The organism is Acinetobacter sp. 5862 (genome assembly GCF_024494585.1).
Taxonomy (GTDB): domain Bacteria; phylum Pseudomonadota; class Gammaproteobacteria; order Pseudomonadales; family Moraxellaceae; genus Acinetobacter.
Map to the genome: position 1 here is coordinate 61,804 of NZ_JANHGP010000013.1, position 16,541 is coordinate 78,344.

At 38.1% G+C, this 16,541-nt stretch carries 20 protein-coding genes; 8 read left to right on the plus strand and 12 right to left on the minus strand.

Annotated features, from left to right (window positions below; translation table 11 throughout):
* Positions 1–12: 12 nt before the first annotated feature.
* Both gshB and NO346_RS01945 read right to left on the minus strand, forming a co-directional pair.
* Entirely contained in the window at positions 13–957 is a 945-nt protein-coding gene (gshB, locus tag NO346_RS01940; protein WP_087537057.1) for a glutathione synthase, read from the minus strand.
* Between the two features lie 223 nt (positions 958–1,180).
* On the minus strand, positions 1,181–1,663 hold the full coding sequence (locus NO346_RS01945; RefSeq protein WP_125280673.1) for a glutathione peroxidase: 483 nt from the start codon (positions 1,661–1,663) through the stop codon (positions 1,181–1,183).
* A gap of 179 nt (positions 1,664–1,842) precedes the next feature.
* Here NO346_RS01945 and NO346_RS01950 point away from each other — a divergent pair, with 179 nt between their 5' ends.
* Positions 1,843–2,295 carry a MarR family winged helix-turn-helix transcriptional regulator gene (locus tag NO346_RS01950; protein WP_256414036.1) on the plus strand — a complete coding sequence of 151 codons (453 nt, stop codon included), beginning with the start codon at positions 1,843–1,845 and terminating at the stop codon, positions 2,293–2,295.
* Entirely contained in the window at positions 2,296–2,484 is a 189-nt protein-coding gene (locus tag NO346_RS01955; protein WP_256414037.1) for a DUF3565 domain-containing protein, read from the plus strand.
* Positions 2,485–2,746: 262 nt separating this feature from the next.
* Here the strand turns inward: NO346_RS01955 and NO346_RS01960 are convergent, their stop codons facing one another.
* The 3 genes from NO346_RS01960 to pyrE all read right to left on the minus strand — a co-directional run bounded on the left by NO346_RS01960 (position 2,747) and on the right by pyrE (position 4,802).
* Entirely contained in the window at positions 2,747–3,013 is a 267-nt protein-coding gene (locus NO346_RS01960) for a hypothetical protein (protein ID WP_256414038.1), read from the minus strand.
* Positions 3,006–3,758, minus strand: a complete 753-nt coding sequence (locus tag NO346_RS01965) for a hypothetical protein (protein WP_256414039.1) — start codon at positions 3,756–3,758, stop codon at positions 3,006–3,008. Before NO346_RS01965 ends, NO346_RS01960 begins: the two co-directional genes overlap by 8 nt.
* Positions 3,759–4,151: 393 nt before the next feature.
* Complete coding sequence (gene pyrE / locus NO346_RS01970) at positions 4,152–4,802, minus strand: orotate phosphoribosyltransferase (protein WP_061393106.1); 651 nt, start codon at positions 4,800–4,802, stop codon at positions 4,152–4,154.
* Between the two features lie 41 nt (positions 4,803–4,843).
* Between pyrE and NO346_RS01975 the strand changes: the two genes are divergently transcribed.
* Both NO346_RS01975 and NO346_RS01980 read left to right on the plus strand, forming a co-directional pair.
* Positions 4,844–5,668: an exodeoxyribonuclease III gene (locus tag NO346_RS01975; protein WP_178882463.1), complete on the plus strand. Its 825-nt coding sequence runs from the start codon at positions 4,844–4,846 to the stop codon at positions 5,666–5,668.
* A gap of 442 nt (positions 5,669–6,110) precedes the next feature.
* The gene (locus NO346_RS01980; protein WP_087537239.1) at positions 6,111–6,461 is read left to right on the plus strand and encodes an arsenate reductase; all 351 of its coding nucleotides are present in this window, start codon (positions 6,111–6,113) and stop codon (positions 6,459–6,461) included.
* Between the two features lie 57 nt (positions 6,462–6,518).
* On the opposite strand, the gene NO346_RS01985 is transcribed toward NO346_RS01980, so the two are convergent.
* Positions 6,519–6,956, minus strand: coding sequence for a DUF2147 domain-containing protein (locus NO346_RS01985; RefSeq protein WP_256414040.1), 438 nt, complete (start codon positions 6,954–6,956; stop codon positions 6,519–6,521).
* 187 nt (positions 6,957–7,143) lie between these two features.
* Between NO346_RS01985 and NO346_RS01990 the strand changes: the two genes are divergently transcribed.
* The gene (locus NO346_RS01990; protein ID WP_256414041.1) at positions 7,144–8,055 is read left to right on the plus strand and encodes an alpha/beta hydrolase; all 912 of its coding nucleotides are present in this window, start codon (positions 7,144–7,146) and stop codon (positions 8,053–8,055) included.
* 286 nt (positions 8,056–8,341) lie between these two features.
* Positions 8,342–9,529 (plus strand): GGDEF domain-containing protein, encoded by a 1,188-nt coding sequence (locus NO346_RS01995; RefSeq protein WP_256414062.1) that lies wholly within the window; start codon positions 8,342–8,344, stop codon positions 9,527–9,529.
* Between the two features lie 44 nt (positions 9,530–9,573).
* Here NO346_RS01995 and NO346_RS02000 read toward each other — a convergent pair whose 3' ends face one another.
* The 5 genes from NO346_RS02000 to NO346_RS02020 form a co-directional block, all read right to left on the minus strand.
* Positions 9,574–10,269 carry a glutathione S-transferase family protein gene (locus tag NO346_RS02000; RefSeq protein WP_256414042.1) on the minus strand — a complete coding sequence of 232 codons (696 nt, stop codon included), beginning with the start codon at positions 10,267–10,269 and terminating at the stop codon, positions 9,574–9,576.
* 2 nt (positions 10,270–10,271) lie between these two features.
* Complete coding sequence (gene dsbD / locus NO346_RS02005) at positions 10,272–12,119, minus strand: protein-disulfide reductase DsbD (protein WP_256414043.1); 1,848 nt, start codon at positions 12,117–12,119, stop codon at positions 10,272–10,274.
* Positions 12,120–12,201: 82 nt separating this feature from the next.
* Positions 12,202–12,969 carry a transporter gene (locus NO346_RS02010; RefSeq protein ID WP_256414044.1) on the minus strand — a complete coding sequence of 256 codons (768 nt, stop codon included), beginning with the start codon at positions 12,967–12,969 and terminating at the stop codon, positions 12,202–12,204.
* A gap of 31 nt (positions 12,970–13,000) precedes the next feature.
* Positions 13,001–13,546, minus strand: coding sequence for an ankyrin repeat domain-containing protein (locus NO346_RS02015; protein WP_256414045.1), 546 nt, complete (start codon positions 13,544–13,546; stop codon positions 13,001–13,003).
* A gap of 140 nt (positions 13,547–13,686) precedes the next feature.
* A complete protein-coding gene (locus tag NO346_RS02020; RefSeq protein WP_256414046.1) occupies positions 13,687–14,061 on the minus strand; it encodes an HPF/RaiA family ribosome-associated protein in 375 nt (124 codons plus the stop codon).
* Positions 14,062–14,432: 371 nt separating this feature from the next.
* Between NO346_RS02020 and NO346_RS02025 the strand changes: the two genes are divergently transcribed.
* Together NO346_RS02025 and NO346_RS02030 are read left to right on the plus strand one after the other, a co-directional pair.
* Positions 14,433–15,170, plus strand: coding sequence for an outer membrane protein OmpK (locus tag NO346_RS02025; RefSeq protein WP_256414047.1), 738 nt, complete (start codon positions 14,433–14,435; stop codon positions 15,168–15,170).
* A 93-nt stretch (positions 15,171–15,263) separates the two neighbouring features.
* Entirely contained in the window at positions 15,264–15,815 is a 552-nt protein-coding gene (locus NO346_RS02030; protein WP_256414048.1) for a GNAT family N-acetyltransferase, read from the plus strand.
* 23 nt (positions 15,816–15,838) lie between these two features.
* Here the strand turns inward: NO346_RS02030 and urtE are convergent, their stop codons facing one another.
* Entirely contained in the window at positions 15,839–16,537 is a 699-nt protein-coding gene (gene urtE, locus NO346_RS02035; protein ID WP_256414049.1) for an urea ABC transporter ATP-binding subunit UrtE, read from the minus strand.
* Positions 16,538–16,541: the final 4 nt, after the last annotated feature.

Below are 16,541 nucleotides of genomic sequence, written 5' to 3' on the forward strand. Positions count from 1 at the left end.
AATGGCATAATCTTAGCTGTTTCGCCCTGCTTCTAGCACATCAAATAAATTATCTGCAATCGAGGTACCAAACTGAGCATCAATCTCACGAATACAGGTTGGACTGGTGACATTTATTTCAGTCACATAGTTACCAATCACATCAAGCCCCACAAAAACCAAACCTTTTTCACGCAGGAAAGGACCGACTTTTGCCGCAATCATTTTGTCATTTTCAGTAAGTGGACGCGCTTGACCTAAACCACCTGCCGCCAAATTACCTCGGACCTCACCATTTTGCGGAATACGCGCTAAACAATATGGAATCGGTTCACCATTGACCATCAAGATACGCTTATCACCTTCAACAATTTCAGGAATATAGCGTTGTGCCATGATTGGACATGTGCCCATTTCGGTGAGCATTTCCAGAGTTGAACCAATATTTACCCCATCTTGGTATAAACGGAAAATCCCCATCCCACCCATACCATCCAAAGGTTTCACAATCACATCGCCATGTTCTTTGATGAATTCACGAATTAGGCTTTGTTGAGACGTCACCAAAGTCGGTACTTGTAACTCTGGGAATTGAGTTGCGAACAGCTTTTCATTACAGTCACGTAGCGATTGTGGTTTGTTAATAATCCACGCGCCTTCACGTTCAGCCTGTTCCAAAATATAAGTGGTATAGACAAAATTCATATCAAACGGTGGGTCTTTACGCATCAACACCACATCGTAATCCGCCAATGACTCTTTGCGCTTCTCACCCAACTCATAATAATGATCGTAATCTTCAAAGACTTTAAGCGGTGAAATCAAACCAAAGGCTTTACCCTGATCAATATATAAATCGTGTTGTAATACATAACCCAATTCATGCCCGCGACGACTTGCCGCCCATAACATTGCCATCGTGGAATCTTTCTTAAGATTTACCGTTTCGATTGGGTCCATCACTACAAGTACACGCATAATTTGACGCTCGTATTTTTAATCTTGGCAAAAAGTATAGCGAAGTTTAGTGATGATGTTTAAACAAGTTATGTAATTCTTAAATCTAAAAAATTCTAATTTATTCAGATCACTAGATTCGATTTATTTAAATAGACGATTTTCTGAGTGATAAAAATTAAAAAATTACTGGTAGATGATTTCGATACCAGTAATTTCTAAAGCATTCAATTTTATATTCAACTTATGCCAAGAGTTTTTGAATATCTTTGCTAATTTTTTCAGGTTTAGTGGTTGGTGAATAGCGTTTGATGACTTCACCATTTTGGTTAATCAAAAACTTGGTGAAATTCCATTTGATGCTTTCACTACCTAAGATGCCTTTGGCTTCTGAAGTGAGATATTTATAAATCGGATGCGCATTTGAACCATTCACATCGACTTTGGCAAACATTGGAAATGACACGCCATAGTTACGCTGACAGAAGCTGCCAATTTCTTCGTTGCTTGATGGGTCTTGGTTAGCAAACTGGTTACACGGAAAGCCTAAAACCACTAAACCTTGTTGTTGATAGTCCTGATATAGCTTCTCAAGTCCTTCAAATTGTGGGGTTAAGCCACATTGGCTTGCCGTGTTCACCACCAATAAAACCTTGCCTTGATAGTCTGCAAAGTTCTTTTGCTCGCCTTCTAAAAGTTCAGCCTGAAAATCATAAATTGTGGTCATACCAAATCTCTCTCTGATTCAATCCATCTTATTTGCCTAATAGCTTTGTGTATTTGTTCAGCTATGCGAATTAATATTGCACACAATTATATTGTGTGCAAGTTAATTATGCGCAATATACTTTTTATGTTAATCAAACTATACTGTGAGTTCGCAAAGATGACATTGAGGAACAAAGCATGACTGAATTTTCTTACTTGGATAATCAAGTATGTTTTGCGATGTATTCCGCGACCAATGCGATGATTCGCCAATATCGTCCATTGCTTCAGGAATATGACCTGACCTATCCACAATTTATTGTGTTGCTGGCTTTGTATGAAAAAGACAATGTGACCTTGTCAGAAATCGGACAAAAGACTTTTTTTGACTCAGGAACCTTAACGCCGATTATTAAAAAACTAGAAGAAAAGCAGTTTTTAAAGCGTGTTGCGGTTAAGGAAGATGAACGCATGAAAAAAGTGATCTTGCTGGAAAAAGCACTTTCGGCAAAAGATGAAATTACCCTGATTCCCTTTAAACTGGCCTGCTCTTTAGGTATTGATCCCAATGATTTGGTGGCGATTTATAATCTGTGTCATCGTTTCTTAAAGGGTTTGGAAAGTTCTAAACTCGAAAGTATGAGTGAATAAATGCAACAGGCCATTGTTGGATTTCATCTGGATGAGGAAAATCATTGGGTGGCTGATCTCGCCTGTGGTCATGGGCAGCATGTACGCCATGATCCCCCCTGGCAAAATCGCCCTTGGGTGTTGACTGAACAAGGGCGTAGAGAAAAGTTAGGGGTGAGGTTGGAGTGTAAGAAGTGTGAGGAAGAGTGATTCACATAAGAGATTTTATGTTGAATAAATATAGAGCTAATTGAAAAAATAGGTTTGAAAACGTGTGGGATAGAAAAGTCAAATTAATTATTGTCCTAGACAACTTCTTATGTAAATTCATCAATCAAAAGTTAATGTTCAGTAATATCTGAAGAGGATATTATTTTTGAAAATTCTTAAAGTATTACTTAAATTCATTCAATATTCATCATTAAAGAAAGAGATATAAGGAATATTGAATGAGTAATATCACTATTAATAATTAACGAAATAATTTCTTTTTTTCATTAAGCCAAGTCCAAACTCTTTTGTTAGCCCAACCATAATATTCATCTATATTACATTGAATGATGAATATACTTGATTCACTATCCATAGATATTTTATGATAGATATCCTTTGCAGAAATCTCTGTAACAATAAGATAAGTTGTATCAAAAATATTAATAAAATCGCCAATATTTGCCATTCTTTCTTGCGAGATATCTTCAAATTCTTTTTTAATCTGAATGTAATATAACTTATACATATTTAACCTCCTCTGCTACTGAAAGGTTTGCACCCATTTCTGTCAGGCGGGGTTCCCATTTCCCATCCCACTTAATAGTTAAATTAATAGTTAGAGGCTTGGCATTATCAGAATATATAGAAAATACTATTATCCACTCTCCCATATCTGGATCTACATTATATAGCTTTGTGCCAATTTGAAGTCTAGGCTGATTAGATGCATCTGATGGTGGTTGATCTGGGGTTGATACTTCACTCGGCGGAATTATTTTAAACAATGTTAGGCTTTTCTTGGAATTACGTGGAATCATTATTTGCTTAGATTCCGAATCTTTCCATGTTAGAGGTATACCATCAACTTCAATTTCTTTGTAAGTCTGAGCACTAATTTTCTTGTATTTTAAATTTGTTAAATATACTTCAACTTCTTTAGCAGGAATATTGCCAATATTATGAACAAACGTTTTGTAAAAATACTCAATTGCTTCAATTGTATTTTGTGCAGTTGTTTTAGTCTGTTCATTTAACTTATTCTCTTTATTTAGATGCAATCTAGGTTTAACAACGAATCCGCGTATATCTTCTTTAAAAAGTGCGACAATCATGGCTAATACAGTGATAATTGATGAAAAAATCATTACTGTTATACGCATAAATGGTTCGTTTACTTCAATTGCTTTTTCATATTTTTCATAAAAATTTCCAAAATAAAATAGCAAGAATATCAATAACAGTAATATTCCCCATACAATACATTTTTTCATAGTGGACGAAACATTCATTTCTCACCCTATCTTAAATTTTAAGAACCTAGAAACACAACCTAGAAATTGGTTTTATCATAAATTTTTTTATTTTTCAATTAATTAAGTTACACTTAATAAAAAAGAAAAGAATTTTCGATATTTTGATTTGTTAATTATTATCCATAAAATTTCCTAAAATTAAGATAATACGCCTTATGCTAAATACTCAGACTTTTCTTTTTCACATCAATATTTTATAAAAATTTACTCTAAAATTCAACTTACTAGAATGGATTTTCCGTTACTTTTCATGCTCAATAAAATAAGCCTCTTAAGGTGTAAACTTATTTCAGGGCAGGACACTAAACTCAACAAAAAGGAAGCCTCAGCTTCCTTTCCCACATCAAAACCTTAGATGCCATATTTTTCACGATATGCCTGCATATTTGCCAAAGCTTCTTTTTCACCTTTGGCATCCAAATAATCCATTAAATCTTTCATCGTGATTAAAGCATGCACAGGAATTTCGAGTTCTTTTTGCACTTCCTGAATCGCAGAAAGCTCACCTTGACCACGTTCTTGACGATCTAGCGCAACCAACACCCCTGCAATCGTCGCACCCGCATTTTTTAAGATGGTCACAACTTCACGAATCGCAGTCCCCGCAGTAATCACATCATCAATAATCCAAACTTTTTGACCTGCAACCGATGCACCAACCAACACCCCCCCTTCACCATGATCTTTGGCTTCTTTACGGTTAAAGCCCCAAGGAACGCTCTTACCATGTACTTGAGACAACGCCACCGCAGTCGCCGCAACAAAAGGAATCCCTTTGTACGCAGGACCAAAAATCACACCAACGTTTTCACACTGAACCAATTTATCAGCATAACCTTGTGCTAACAAAGACAACGCTTCGCCATCATTGAGCAAACCTGCGTTAAAGAAATAAGGACTGACACGACCTGATTTTAAGGTAAACTCACCAAATTTAAGCACACCACGTGATAATGCGAGTTCGATAAAAGCTTGCGGATGAAATGACACAGGCGTTGTCATATAAGGTGCTCCAAATTCTTTAATTGAGGTTAAACAGACGTATGATACCAAAGGATAGCTATCCAAGTGATGTAAAAATTCTTCGAGTGGTTTCAATTAACGTAAATGGTCTACGTTCATCTGTGACCAAAGGTCTGCTTGATTGGTTAGAACAGTCTGATGCCGATGTGGTGTGTATGCAAGAAAGCCGCATTACCCATGAACAATGGACGCATAAATTTAAACCAGAAGGTTGGTATACGCATCTGTTCCCTGCTGAACGTGCGGGCTATGCAGGCACAGCCATTTATAGTCGCTTACCCTTTGTCTCTGTACAAAATGGTTTAGGTTTTGAACTGGCGGATTCGCAAGGACGCTTTATCACAGCGGAATTCGATTTAGGTCTGTCACACCCTGTTCATATTGCTTCCTTATACTTACCATCAGGTTCAAGCGGTGATGAAGCACAAGCACGTAAAGATTTATTTCTTCAAGAATACGCCCAAATACTCAAACAATGGCGAGATGAAAATAAATCGATCATCGTGTGTGGTGACTACAATATCGTGCATAAGCGCATCGATATTAAAAACTGGTCAGGCAATCAGAAATCATCTGGCTGTTTGCCACATGAACGTGCATGGCTCGACCATATTTATGATGAACTTGGCTATGTAGATACCTTCCGTGAGGTACGAAAAGAAGCTGAATTGTATTCATGGTGGTCAAATCGTGGTCAAGCACGTGCGAAAAATGTCGGTTGGCGTATCGACTATCAAGCCTGCTCTCCTGATTGGAAAGCACGCACTGCAAATGCTTGGGTGTATAAAGAACAATGGTTTAGTGACCATGCACCTGTGATTATTGATTATAAAATACACGAATAAGTGAACGCATGTTCACTTTGACCGCCTCTTTAGCTTACATAACATGTCGTTTTTTGTGTATTTTTATTTACCAGCTGTAACGGCATTATAGCACCACGGCACAGGGAAGCGGTCAGGATGACCAAAAAAGGATAGGACGCCGTAGGAAGACAAAATAAACTTAGATTAAGTTTATTTGCAAGGATGAGACATTGGACGTTGAAATGAGACCCGCATGATCAGGATGATTAGATGCGGGTTTTCTCTTTTTTAGATATTAAATATTTTTCCCCCTGCTTTGTATTTAGCAATTTTGTTCAAAAAATAAAAAAAATTTAGTCATTTAATCTACGCTTAATACATAACATCGATTCACTTGATAAAAATTTTCAACTGGTACATTCCCTGCCTTTTACGTTAGGCTTTAACGCATATCTTTCATTGTGTTGTTATGGTTTTCAGTATGTTTAAAATTTATGGAATTAAAAATTGTAATTCGATGAAAAAAGCCTTTGATGCACTACAAGCAAAAGGAATTTCTTACGAATTTCATGATTATAAAAAACAAGGGATTGATGCCGACACTTTAGCAATTTGGCTAAAAGAGATTGGCGCAGATAAGGTCCTCAATAAAAAAGGTACGACTTGGCGTAAATTAACCGAAGCAGAACAGGCTCATGCAACAAGTAATCAGGAAAATTTGATTGAAACTTTAATTGCTCAGCCGAGTTTGATTAAACGTCCCGTTTTACAAACGCCTGAAGGCTTTGTCATTGGCTTTGATGAAGCGACTTATCAAAACCTCTCCGCTTAAAGAAATAAAATAAAAAACCGAGTCACAGGACTCGGGTTTTTTCAGTTCAAACTCAAATTAGTTGGCACGAACCCAAGTCTGGTTACGACCAAGCGCCGCTACACCAATATAACCGCGTAATTTAAGCTTTTTACCACCTTCGATGATTTCAGCTTTCAATTTATAAGTTTTGCCAGTCTTAGGATCGAGAATCGAACCACCATCATAATTTACGCCACCAACATTTTTAAGGCTATGAACAATCGTTACCCCTTTTAATGTCTTATTATGAAATGTTCCTTCGCATTTTGAACATGCACTCTCTTGACCTGGAACTAAATATTTTTGAATAGATGCGGTAAGCGTGCCATCCTTCAGCTCCGTAAATTTCACGATCGCTTTTGGTTGTTTTGTTTCATCATCAATGGTTTGCCATACTGAGCCATTTAATGCATCTGCAGCATTGGCAAAAGTTGTTAAACCGAGCAATCCAAATGCTAAAGCAATTTTCTTCATTTTTGTAATATCCTTAAGGGGTCTTTTCAAGATTAAGAGTATTGAGAATTTCTATCAATATTGCAATTCTTGATTATGACTATTGGGTATAGCCTGAGCAACAACAAAACATTGCTGTAATGACAGCACAAGGCAAACGAGTCAAAATTCTCTTAGTTATATACTGACCTAACAATATGGAAAAATTATGAAATTTGGTACTGTTTGGAAATATTATTTTACTGAATCATTACTAAAAGCGACCATTCGTACGCCGAGTCAGTTTAATTTAGCCCCGAATGCTTTGCGACCTTTATTAGACCAACTTTGTCGTCTATTCCCCCAAGATCCAACAGTACAAATTCGACCATTGCGCTTAGCAGGCGTGCGTGGTGAAGAAATCAAAGCACAAGCTTCTGCCACACAACTTATTTTTCATATTCATGGCGGCGCTTTTTTCTTGGGGAGTTTAAATACTCATCGTGCCCTCATGACTGATATTGCTGCGCGGACGCAAATGCAAGTGGTTCATGTGGATTATCCTTTAGCCCCTGAACATGCTTTCCCTGAAGCAATTGATGCGATTTTTGACGTTTATCAAGCACTATTAGTACAAGGTATCCAACCCAAAGATATTATTATTTCGGGGGATTCTTGTGGTGCCAATCTCGCTTTAGCATTGTGCTTACGGTTAAAAGCACAACCTGACCTCATGCCAAGCGGTTTAATTTTAATGTCACCCTATTTAGACCTGACCCTCACCAGTGAATCATTACGCTTTAACCAAAAACATGATGCTCTGCTCTCTATTGAAGCCTTACAAGCAGGAATTAATCATTACTTAAAAGATGGTGTACAAGCGGATGATCCGCGTGTTTCACCTCTATTTGATGATCTTGAAGGCTTACCGCCAACACTGGTGCAAGTCGGCTCAAAAGAAATTTTACTGGATGATTCAAAACGCTTTAGAGAAAAAGCAGAAAAAGCTGGAGTCAAAGTACACTTTAAACTTTACACAGGCATGTGGCATAACTTCCAAATGTTTAATGCTTGGTTTCCAGAAGCTAAACAGGCTTTAGCAGATATTGCGGATTTTGCTCATGCAATTGATCGTGATTAAAACATAATGTAATGATTTTGCAGAAAATGGTCAGCTATGTCTGACCATTGTCATTCTTAATTTCTTTTTGTCATTATAAGAACAAACTGATCGAATATTTAGATTAAGCTTCCTTTTTCAAAGAATTTTTGCTCTCCTAATTTACATTAAAAAGCACATAGCTAGACTTCCTTCTCATTCTAAAAGTGCTATTGTTATTTTAATAATCGTTTAATAATATTTTTGATAACGAATTTACACTAATAACGTTTCTTAGGAATCTCATTGCATATAAGGAAACATGCCAATCATGAGGATTCATTTTAAGAGGTTAGTTGACAGAGAAAAATGGAATTTCTCGCAGTTCTGGGAACATGAACCATTAATTAATTGGAACATGTTAAAGAAATGTATTTTGTTGCTAATCTTAGCCTCACTTATAAGTCTATTTGGAATTATTTGGGACAGTTTTGTCTTGCTGAATCCATTTACATGGCAATGGGTAAATTTACCGTTGGTTCGATCTAAACTTTGGACTAATGTAATCATGCTTTTTGTCTTTTTAAGTTTGATTATGCCCTGCTTTATTTATAAACATAAATCTTGGGTACAAGAAATCATTCCGATTTTAAGCGTACAGGTCGTTACTGTTTTACTCTGTCATATAGGCTATCTGATTGGGAGTTTTAGTCCAGCAACCATGGTTGCCTATGTCAGTGTTGTGGGAGTAGGTCTGGTTCTGTTTGATCGCAAAATGATTTATTGTGCACTGGTGCCAGCAACAATCGCACTGCTGTTTTGCAACTTTTTAAGTATGTATGGTGTCCTACAATATGCACCGATATTTAAGCTAGAAGTCCTGAATCAAGCTCAAATGCATCCTTTTTGGGTTGGCAGTATGTTTTTCTTCTTATTGCCAATTTTAATTGCTTGTTTGTTGCTATTTGAAAGTCTGCTCAAACAATGGCGAATTCGAGAAACGGCTATTCAAGTACTCAGTCTTTTAGATCCGCTCACGAATGTGATGAATCGTCGCAGTATTAGCAATCACTTAGAGCGCTTACATCAGCAACCAAATCAACTTTACTCGATTGTATTACTCGACTTAGATCATTTTAAGAATATTAATGACCAGTTTGGGCATAGTATGGGGGATCAGGTCTTGATTCAGGTCACGAGATGTTTGGCAAATAATGTGCGTGATCAAGATGTGATTGGTCGTTTTGGTGGCGAGGAGTTTATTTTATTATTGCCCAATACTACGCCTGCACAAGCACAAAATGTGGCGGAGCGCTGCCGCTTAGCGATTGGTGAGTTAAAATTTACCTCAGAAGATCACCAAGAGTTTTCTATCAGTGCCAGTTTTGGCATCAGTAGCACACTCAGTGCCGATGAACCTCACTTAATTATTAGTCAGGCAGATCAAGCATTGTATGCGGTAAAAGCATCTGGTCGAAATCAAGTCAAAATTTTTACTGAACTTTTCTTAAATTAATCCAATAAAGGCATCCAAAGATGCCTTTATTTTTGACCTGTTGTTTATTCTTTTAAATATTCTTCACGATGATTACGATAAGGCTCATCAAAGGGTACAAACATCTGTTCTTGTTTGGCTTCTGCGATCCACTCTTGAACTGATGCTAAAGACAATATCTTGTGCATATAACTTTGGCTAGAAGCAGAGATGGGTAATTTATAACATTCAAAACGCATAGCCACAGGCGCATAAAATGCATCGGCTAGACTAAACTCACCACATAAAAACTGCTCTTCACTTGGTCGCTCTGACCAAATTTGATCAATTCGAGCTACGTCATTCCTTAGTTGCTCGTAGTCAGCCCAAAGCTGTTCTCCAATATGGGACAAATCAGCCTCAACATTCATTGGACACAAATTACGTAAACTTTGAAAACTACTGTGCATTTCTGCACTAATGCATCGTGCTCTGGCTCGTTGTTTTCTATCTTGAGGTAGCACATTTTTCTCAGGATTTTGTTCAGCAATATATTCACAAATCGCCAGACTATCCCAAATAATCAAATCATCATGCATGAGTGTTGGGACTTTGCCGGTTGAATTCAATTTTAAAATCTCAGTTTTAAATTGGCTATTAGGTTCAAAACTATCAAATTGAATTAAATGCTCATGAAATGGAATGCCAAGTTGTTTTAATAAAATCCACGGTCGCATCGACCAAGTTGAATAATTTTTATTGCCAATAAACAATTGATACATGATTATAATTTCCCTTTCAGCAAGGTGAGTTGTTGTAATAATTCTGATTTTTGAAAAGCACCAGTTAAACGCAGCGAACGTACTTCTTGTTGTTTTTGATCTAAAAATAAATAGGTTGGCGGTCCTAAAATGTCCCATTGATTGAGTAATGCCTGATGCGACGCATCATAATGACTTAAATCAAGTTTAATCAAATAATAGCGAGATAATGCCTGTTGAACTTCTGCATCTTTTAATACACGATGCTCAATCGGCTGACAAGCCACACACCAGTCTGCATACACATCAATCACAACGGCCTGATCTTTGGGTGCGTTGGCTAGAATCCGCTCAAAATCAGCAGCGGTTGTTGCGACATGCCACTCTGCTAATTTATCTGCCTGAACTGCGCTTAAATTTTGAATATGTTGATATTGGTTAAAAGCTAAAAACGGAACTGAGATCATCAGCAACAATGCATATAACCACTGTAATTGCCCTTTCTTCACAAACAGACGATATATCGCGAAACCAATAAATGCCATGCCCAATACAAGACTAAGTATTTGAATCGCTAATTCAGGTAATAACGGACGGATAAAATAAATACTTAACGCCAACATCAAAAAGGCAAAAATAACCTTAATTTGATGCATCCATTCCCCTGCTTTCGGTAGTGCCTTTGCACCTAGAACACTGGCAAGCAGTAATGGAATACCCATACCAAATCCCAAGGTGAATAATAGTAGAGCACCTTGCCACTGATTTTGCGTTTGTGAAATAAAGAGGAGTGTTCCTGCCAGAGGTGCGGTCATACAAGGGCCGACCAGCAAGGCAGAGATCATCCCCATAACACTTGCGCCAAGCAGTGTGCCACCCTGCTGTACCGACTGCATACGATCCAGCCGATTGACCAGTTTTTGTGGCAACTTGATCTCAAACAGGCCAAACAGATTTAAAGCGAATACAACGAACAATAGACTAAATGCAACTAATGTCGCAGGTTGCTGTAACCATCGTTGGAAATTTAGCCCTGCCACAGAGGCAATCAAACCCAATACGGCATAGACCATTGCCATACTAAATACAAAAGTAAGTGCAATCGTCCACGCTTTAACGCCTTTATGTTCACGAACAATCAATGAGGTCAAAATCGGCAACATTGGTAAAGAACACGGCGTAAATGCCAATAAAATTCCTAAACCTAGAAATAATAACAAGCTATAAGCAAGAGAGTGCTGTGCCAATGTGCTTGACCACTGTTGGTCTTGCGCCATATTGGTTGAATTATTCAGCTTTACATCATTAGACTTTTCAGTTGTAAGTTCATCCCTCTCTGCGGTCTGAGCATTTAAGCTATTCGCAGAACGAGCAACATCTAAAAAACGTTTTTGTGAATTAGAACTGACATTTTCGACACTAACCAACCCATCAGCATCGGTTTGAAATTCAATATTTTGAGGTGGATAGCAAATACGGTCTTTGGCACAACCCTGCCATGTAACACGATAATGTTGAGATGCTTGAGTGCTAATCTCAAACTCTGCTTGCTGATAATAAACTTGGCTATGACCATAGTTTTCATCGTACTGTTCAATTGCTTTGGGTAATTTTAACGTAACAGGTTGATTGCCTTGTTGAACCTCAAATTTGTGTTGATAGAGATAATAATTAGGCTGAATGGTCCAGTGTAACCGCGCTTGATTGGTTTTGGTCGATTCAACTGAAAATGCAAATGCCTGTTCAGGAGTCAGTAACGGTGCTGATAGATTGTCTTGAGCGTAAACCAAAGACGTACATAACAACAATAAAGTAGCCAAAAAGTAGCGCATTAATTGGCTAATGTACCCACCCTGAACAGACATTTTCATGTTCATCTCACTGTAACTCTCCTGATAACTTAAGACCTCATTCTGCCTGCAGAAGGATTTCAAAAGTTAGCGGAGATTTTGACTAGAATAAAACAGATAAACCTAAACCACCGTTATAGCTTTTTTGATCGCCATTCAAATCTACACCTATACTAGCATCAAGTTGAGCTCGATCATTTAAGCTATAGACTAAACCGGTTCCTAAACCATATTCATAGTCTTGGCTTTCTGCTTTACGATAAACAAACTCTGAAAAACCAGATAATTTACCCGCAATTTTATAATCAATGGTTGGAATTGCAGTCACAGCCCAATCACTGTTTTGTGCTTCATAACGCATGGTAATTGATGTACCCACCAAATCGCTGAACTTATACGCAACTGCTGAAGTGAGGCTATAAATATCATCGTGATTCGTGAATTCATCATTGCCAGTCGCAATAATCGCTTCTGCTAACAATGCCATTGTTAAACGATCATCTTTTAAATTAATCGCCTTTTTCAAACCAATACTGACATCACCTAAACCATTGGTTTCTTTCTTAGTGCCAGCATGTTTATATTGCTGCCAAACAGGACCTTGCCAACCCAGTTGCAGTTCTAGGCCATCAGCTAAACCTGTGCGTAAAAGCATGTCAGCGTTTAGTGTAAGCGTTTTATCTTTTACGCCATCGACTGTCCCTTCTTGATAGCTTACGCTCGGTAGTCCTTGCTCCCACGCCAAGTGACCTACAGGTGTAATACCCGTACCTATACCTGAGCCTGGAGGGTCAAAAGAAAATTCTGCTGCAAATGTTGCAGTTGACATGATTGATGCAGCAACCAAGCCTAATACTTGAAACTTTTTCATTGTTCTCCCCTTTATATCTTGTTGGCTAGACTTATGCCGTTAGCTCTTTTGACATTTTTGCGCCATGTTTGCGTAATAATTCGAGTGTTTCACGCTCTTCTATCAAAGATTCTGACCAGTCAATTTCATCAAAATCACAATCAAAAAATAGTTGGCTAATTGAAGACAAAATCGTTAGACCCTCTTCATCTCTTGTGTTTGGATCGACTTTTTCATCGAGTAAGCGTTGAACCACAGGTGCGCATGCTGAACTTGCAGCATCCCAAAGCGGACCATAAAACTCTTCAGCATCCCATAAATGAAGATTGGCTTTTGCTTGAATTAATGCTTCTAAAATGTCTTGATAAACTTGTAATTGTTGTTGTTTGTCTGCTTCAGTCAATGGCTGACCTGCTTCATAAGCTTCACAGACATTCTCCCACCACACAAATAAGCCATCACATAAAATAGAGACCGGGAAACCATGTTCTGGATCAATAAAGTTCGGGTCGAGTCCTTCAGCAAGTAAAGATTGCACTTGGGCTAAATCGAGTTGTTGTATGGCTTGCACCAAGGCCTGCTGCTGATTGCTTAACATGACCAATTCTCACAATATATTTAATGTTTCTATTATGCCGAATATCCCGACAGGATTTTATAAAACAACCTAAAAATCATGTATAAATTTGATATACACAAAAAAAAAGCCCAAAACTGGACTTTTTTTCGCATTTATCTTTACGCTTCATCATCAACTTTTACATCGTCATCGACGTCAACATATTCTGGTAAACCACCACGATGATGTTCTTTTTTCTCATATAAATGTTCCAAACTACGTTTTAGTTTATCAATCGCACCATGGATAGATGCATCAATATTTGCCGCCTTGTTTGTCACAGCAACAGGTTTCATACCTGCTGGACGGGCTTCGATCATACAGCGTTTGTCATGATCTCCCGTTTTTTCCCCATTTTCATCACTAATATGAACCGAAAAATGTGTAATACGTTCGCTATAACGTTGAAATTCTTGTGTAAGCTCTGCACGGATATAACTAATTAAACGTTCGCTACCTTGAATGTTCTTATCTGTACGGATTTCAATATTCATAAATATCTTCCTCTCTTTTCTATTGAGACGGTGCTACAAAACTTTGTTATCTGGCACACTTTGAGCATGCATTCATTCAGTGCAGTTGTATATTCTGATTATGTAAATGCTTGTGGTCTCCTTGCTTCGCATCTGTTGCTTTTCAGTAGTTAAGAAGATCTTCTATAACTCCAATATCTGACTTTCATAACAAATATGCAAGCTGATTTTTGACATTTTTATTAAAACTTGATCAAAAAGATTTTTAAATTCATTGGCTTTTTTCTTTTGGTCGGTTCTATACAATTCTTTTGAGCATCTGGTCAAATTTGGCTTTATTTTTGCTTAATTCCTTGTATGCTTGACACGCCATTTTTGGGGGGATTTTTTAAATGCAATTGAAGCAACTTGCAGCGACTTGTTTATTGGTATCTACAGCAGCTTTCGTTCAGGCAAAGCCTATTTGGCAAGATTTTAGCCTCACTGGTTTATACGGTGAGAACTATGAAGTTGTCGATGAAAAACAAACGACTTTAACTGTCGAATACGCTGCAAAAGTACAATATGCCGACGTATTCTTCCTTATGGATCGTATGCGTGGTGGTGACGACAACAAAAGTACCTATTTCGAACTTTCTCCTCGTTTGAGCTTAGGCGAAATTTCTGGTCAAAAACTTGCTTTCGGCCCAGTCAAAGATGTGTTGATCTCAACAACATGGGAAAGCAATAGTGCCAATGGCAATAACTTTGACAACTTCTTGTACGGCGTAGGCTTTGATTTAGCAATTCCATATTTCCAATATGCGAATGTAAACTTCTACCGTGCCAATAATGAAAAAACCGCTGATGACTATCAAATGACGATTGCCTATGCAGTGCCATTTAAAGTATCAACTGAAGATTTCTTAGTTGATGGTTTCCTTGACTGGTCAAGTGCTGCCCACGATGGTAAGGAGCATCATGAAAGTGAACTCAACTGGACCACACAATATAAGTGGAATGTTGGCAAACATATTTCACCTGAAACACGCTTATATTTAGGTGTAGAACATTCTGTTTGGAATAACAAGTTTGGTATGAAAAACCGCGATGAAAACAATGTCAGCGCCTTGGTTAAATACCACTTCTAAACAGTCAATCAATTGAAAAACAGCAAGCTTAGTCTTGCTGTTTTTTTTGCAATCACGCATATTCAGAATATGTGAACTTTCATTAATTCATCCATGCCATTCAAACTTAAGCTTGCAGCGCGTTCTTTGCATTCACCTTATCAAATTCGTTTTGCCACACTAAATGATTTGGAACAGATTCTTACGATTTATAATCATGAAATCCTGACAGGTACAGCCAACTGGAATCATCAAGCTGTTGCTTTAGAACAATATCAACAACGTTTTCAAGACATGCAACAGCAGCAATTCCCAATGATTGTGGTTGAAGAGCAACACCATAATAAAGTTGCTGGCTATGCCTACTATGCTGCATTTCGTAGGATTAGCGGCTATCGTCAGAGTATCGAACATTCTGTTTTTGTTGATCCAAGCTACGCACGTCAAGGTCTAGGCAAAGCTTTGATGAAACAACTGATCCATCTCGCGATACAACAAAACATGCATATCATGGTGGCTGCGATTGATAGTGAAAATATGGGTTCAATTGTGCTACATGAACAGCTTGGTTTTGTACAAACAGGTTATATGCCACAAGTCGGACAAAAATTTGGACAATGGCGTGACTTGGTTTGGATGCAGCTACAACTTTCAACTCCTCAATAAAAAAGCCTCTTACGAGGCTTTTATTAAATTGCCACCAACTCCCTTATACCCTTTTCAGACATTTCCGCACCTTGTCCCTGTGCGATCACTTGTCCACGCGCCATCACCGTATAGTTATCTGCAAGCTCTTCAGCAAAATCATAAAACTGCTCAACTAAAACGATCGCCATTTCCCCTTGATCTGCTAATTTACGAATGACCCGACCAATATCTTTAATGATTGACGGCTGAATCCCCTCAGTCGGTTCATCCAAAATCAAGACACTCGGCTCAGAAGCCAACGCTCGAGCAATCGCAAGCTGCTGTTGCTGACCACCTGACAAATCTCCACCACGGCGATGCTTCATTTCATCCAAGACAGGAAAAATTTCGTAGAGATGACTCGGTACTTTTCGGGTTTTTGCGCCTGAAAATTTTGCCATGCCAATCAGGATGTTTTCCTCTACCGTCAAGGTTGAAAAAATATCTCGTCCTTGCGGTACATAGGCCAAGCCAGCACGCACCCGTTGTTCAGGCGACATCTTGGCAATATCTTTACCGTCTAACAAAATTTGTCCTGACTTAATCGGTAAAATCCCCATCAAGCATTTCAGCAACGTGGTTTTACCTACGCCATTACGTCCTAAAACAACACTGCATTCCCCTACAGGTGCTTGAAAAGATACGTCACGCAGAATATGACTGCCACCATAAAACTGGTTAATTTCTTTCGCTTCTAACATGGCG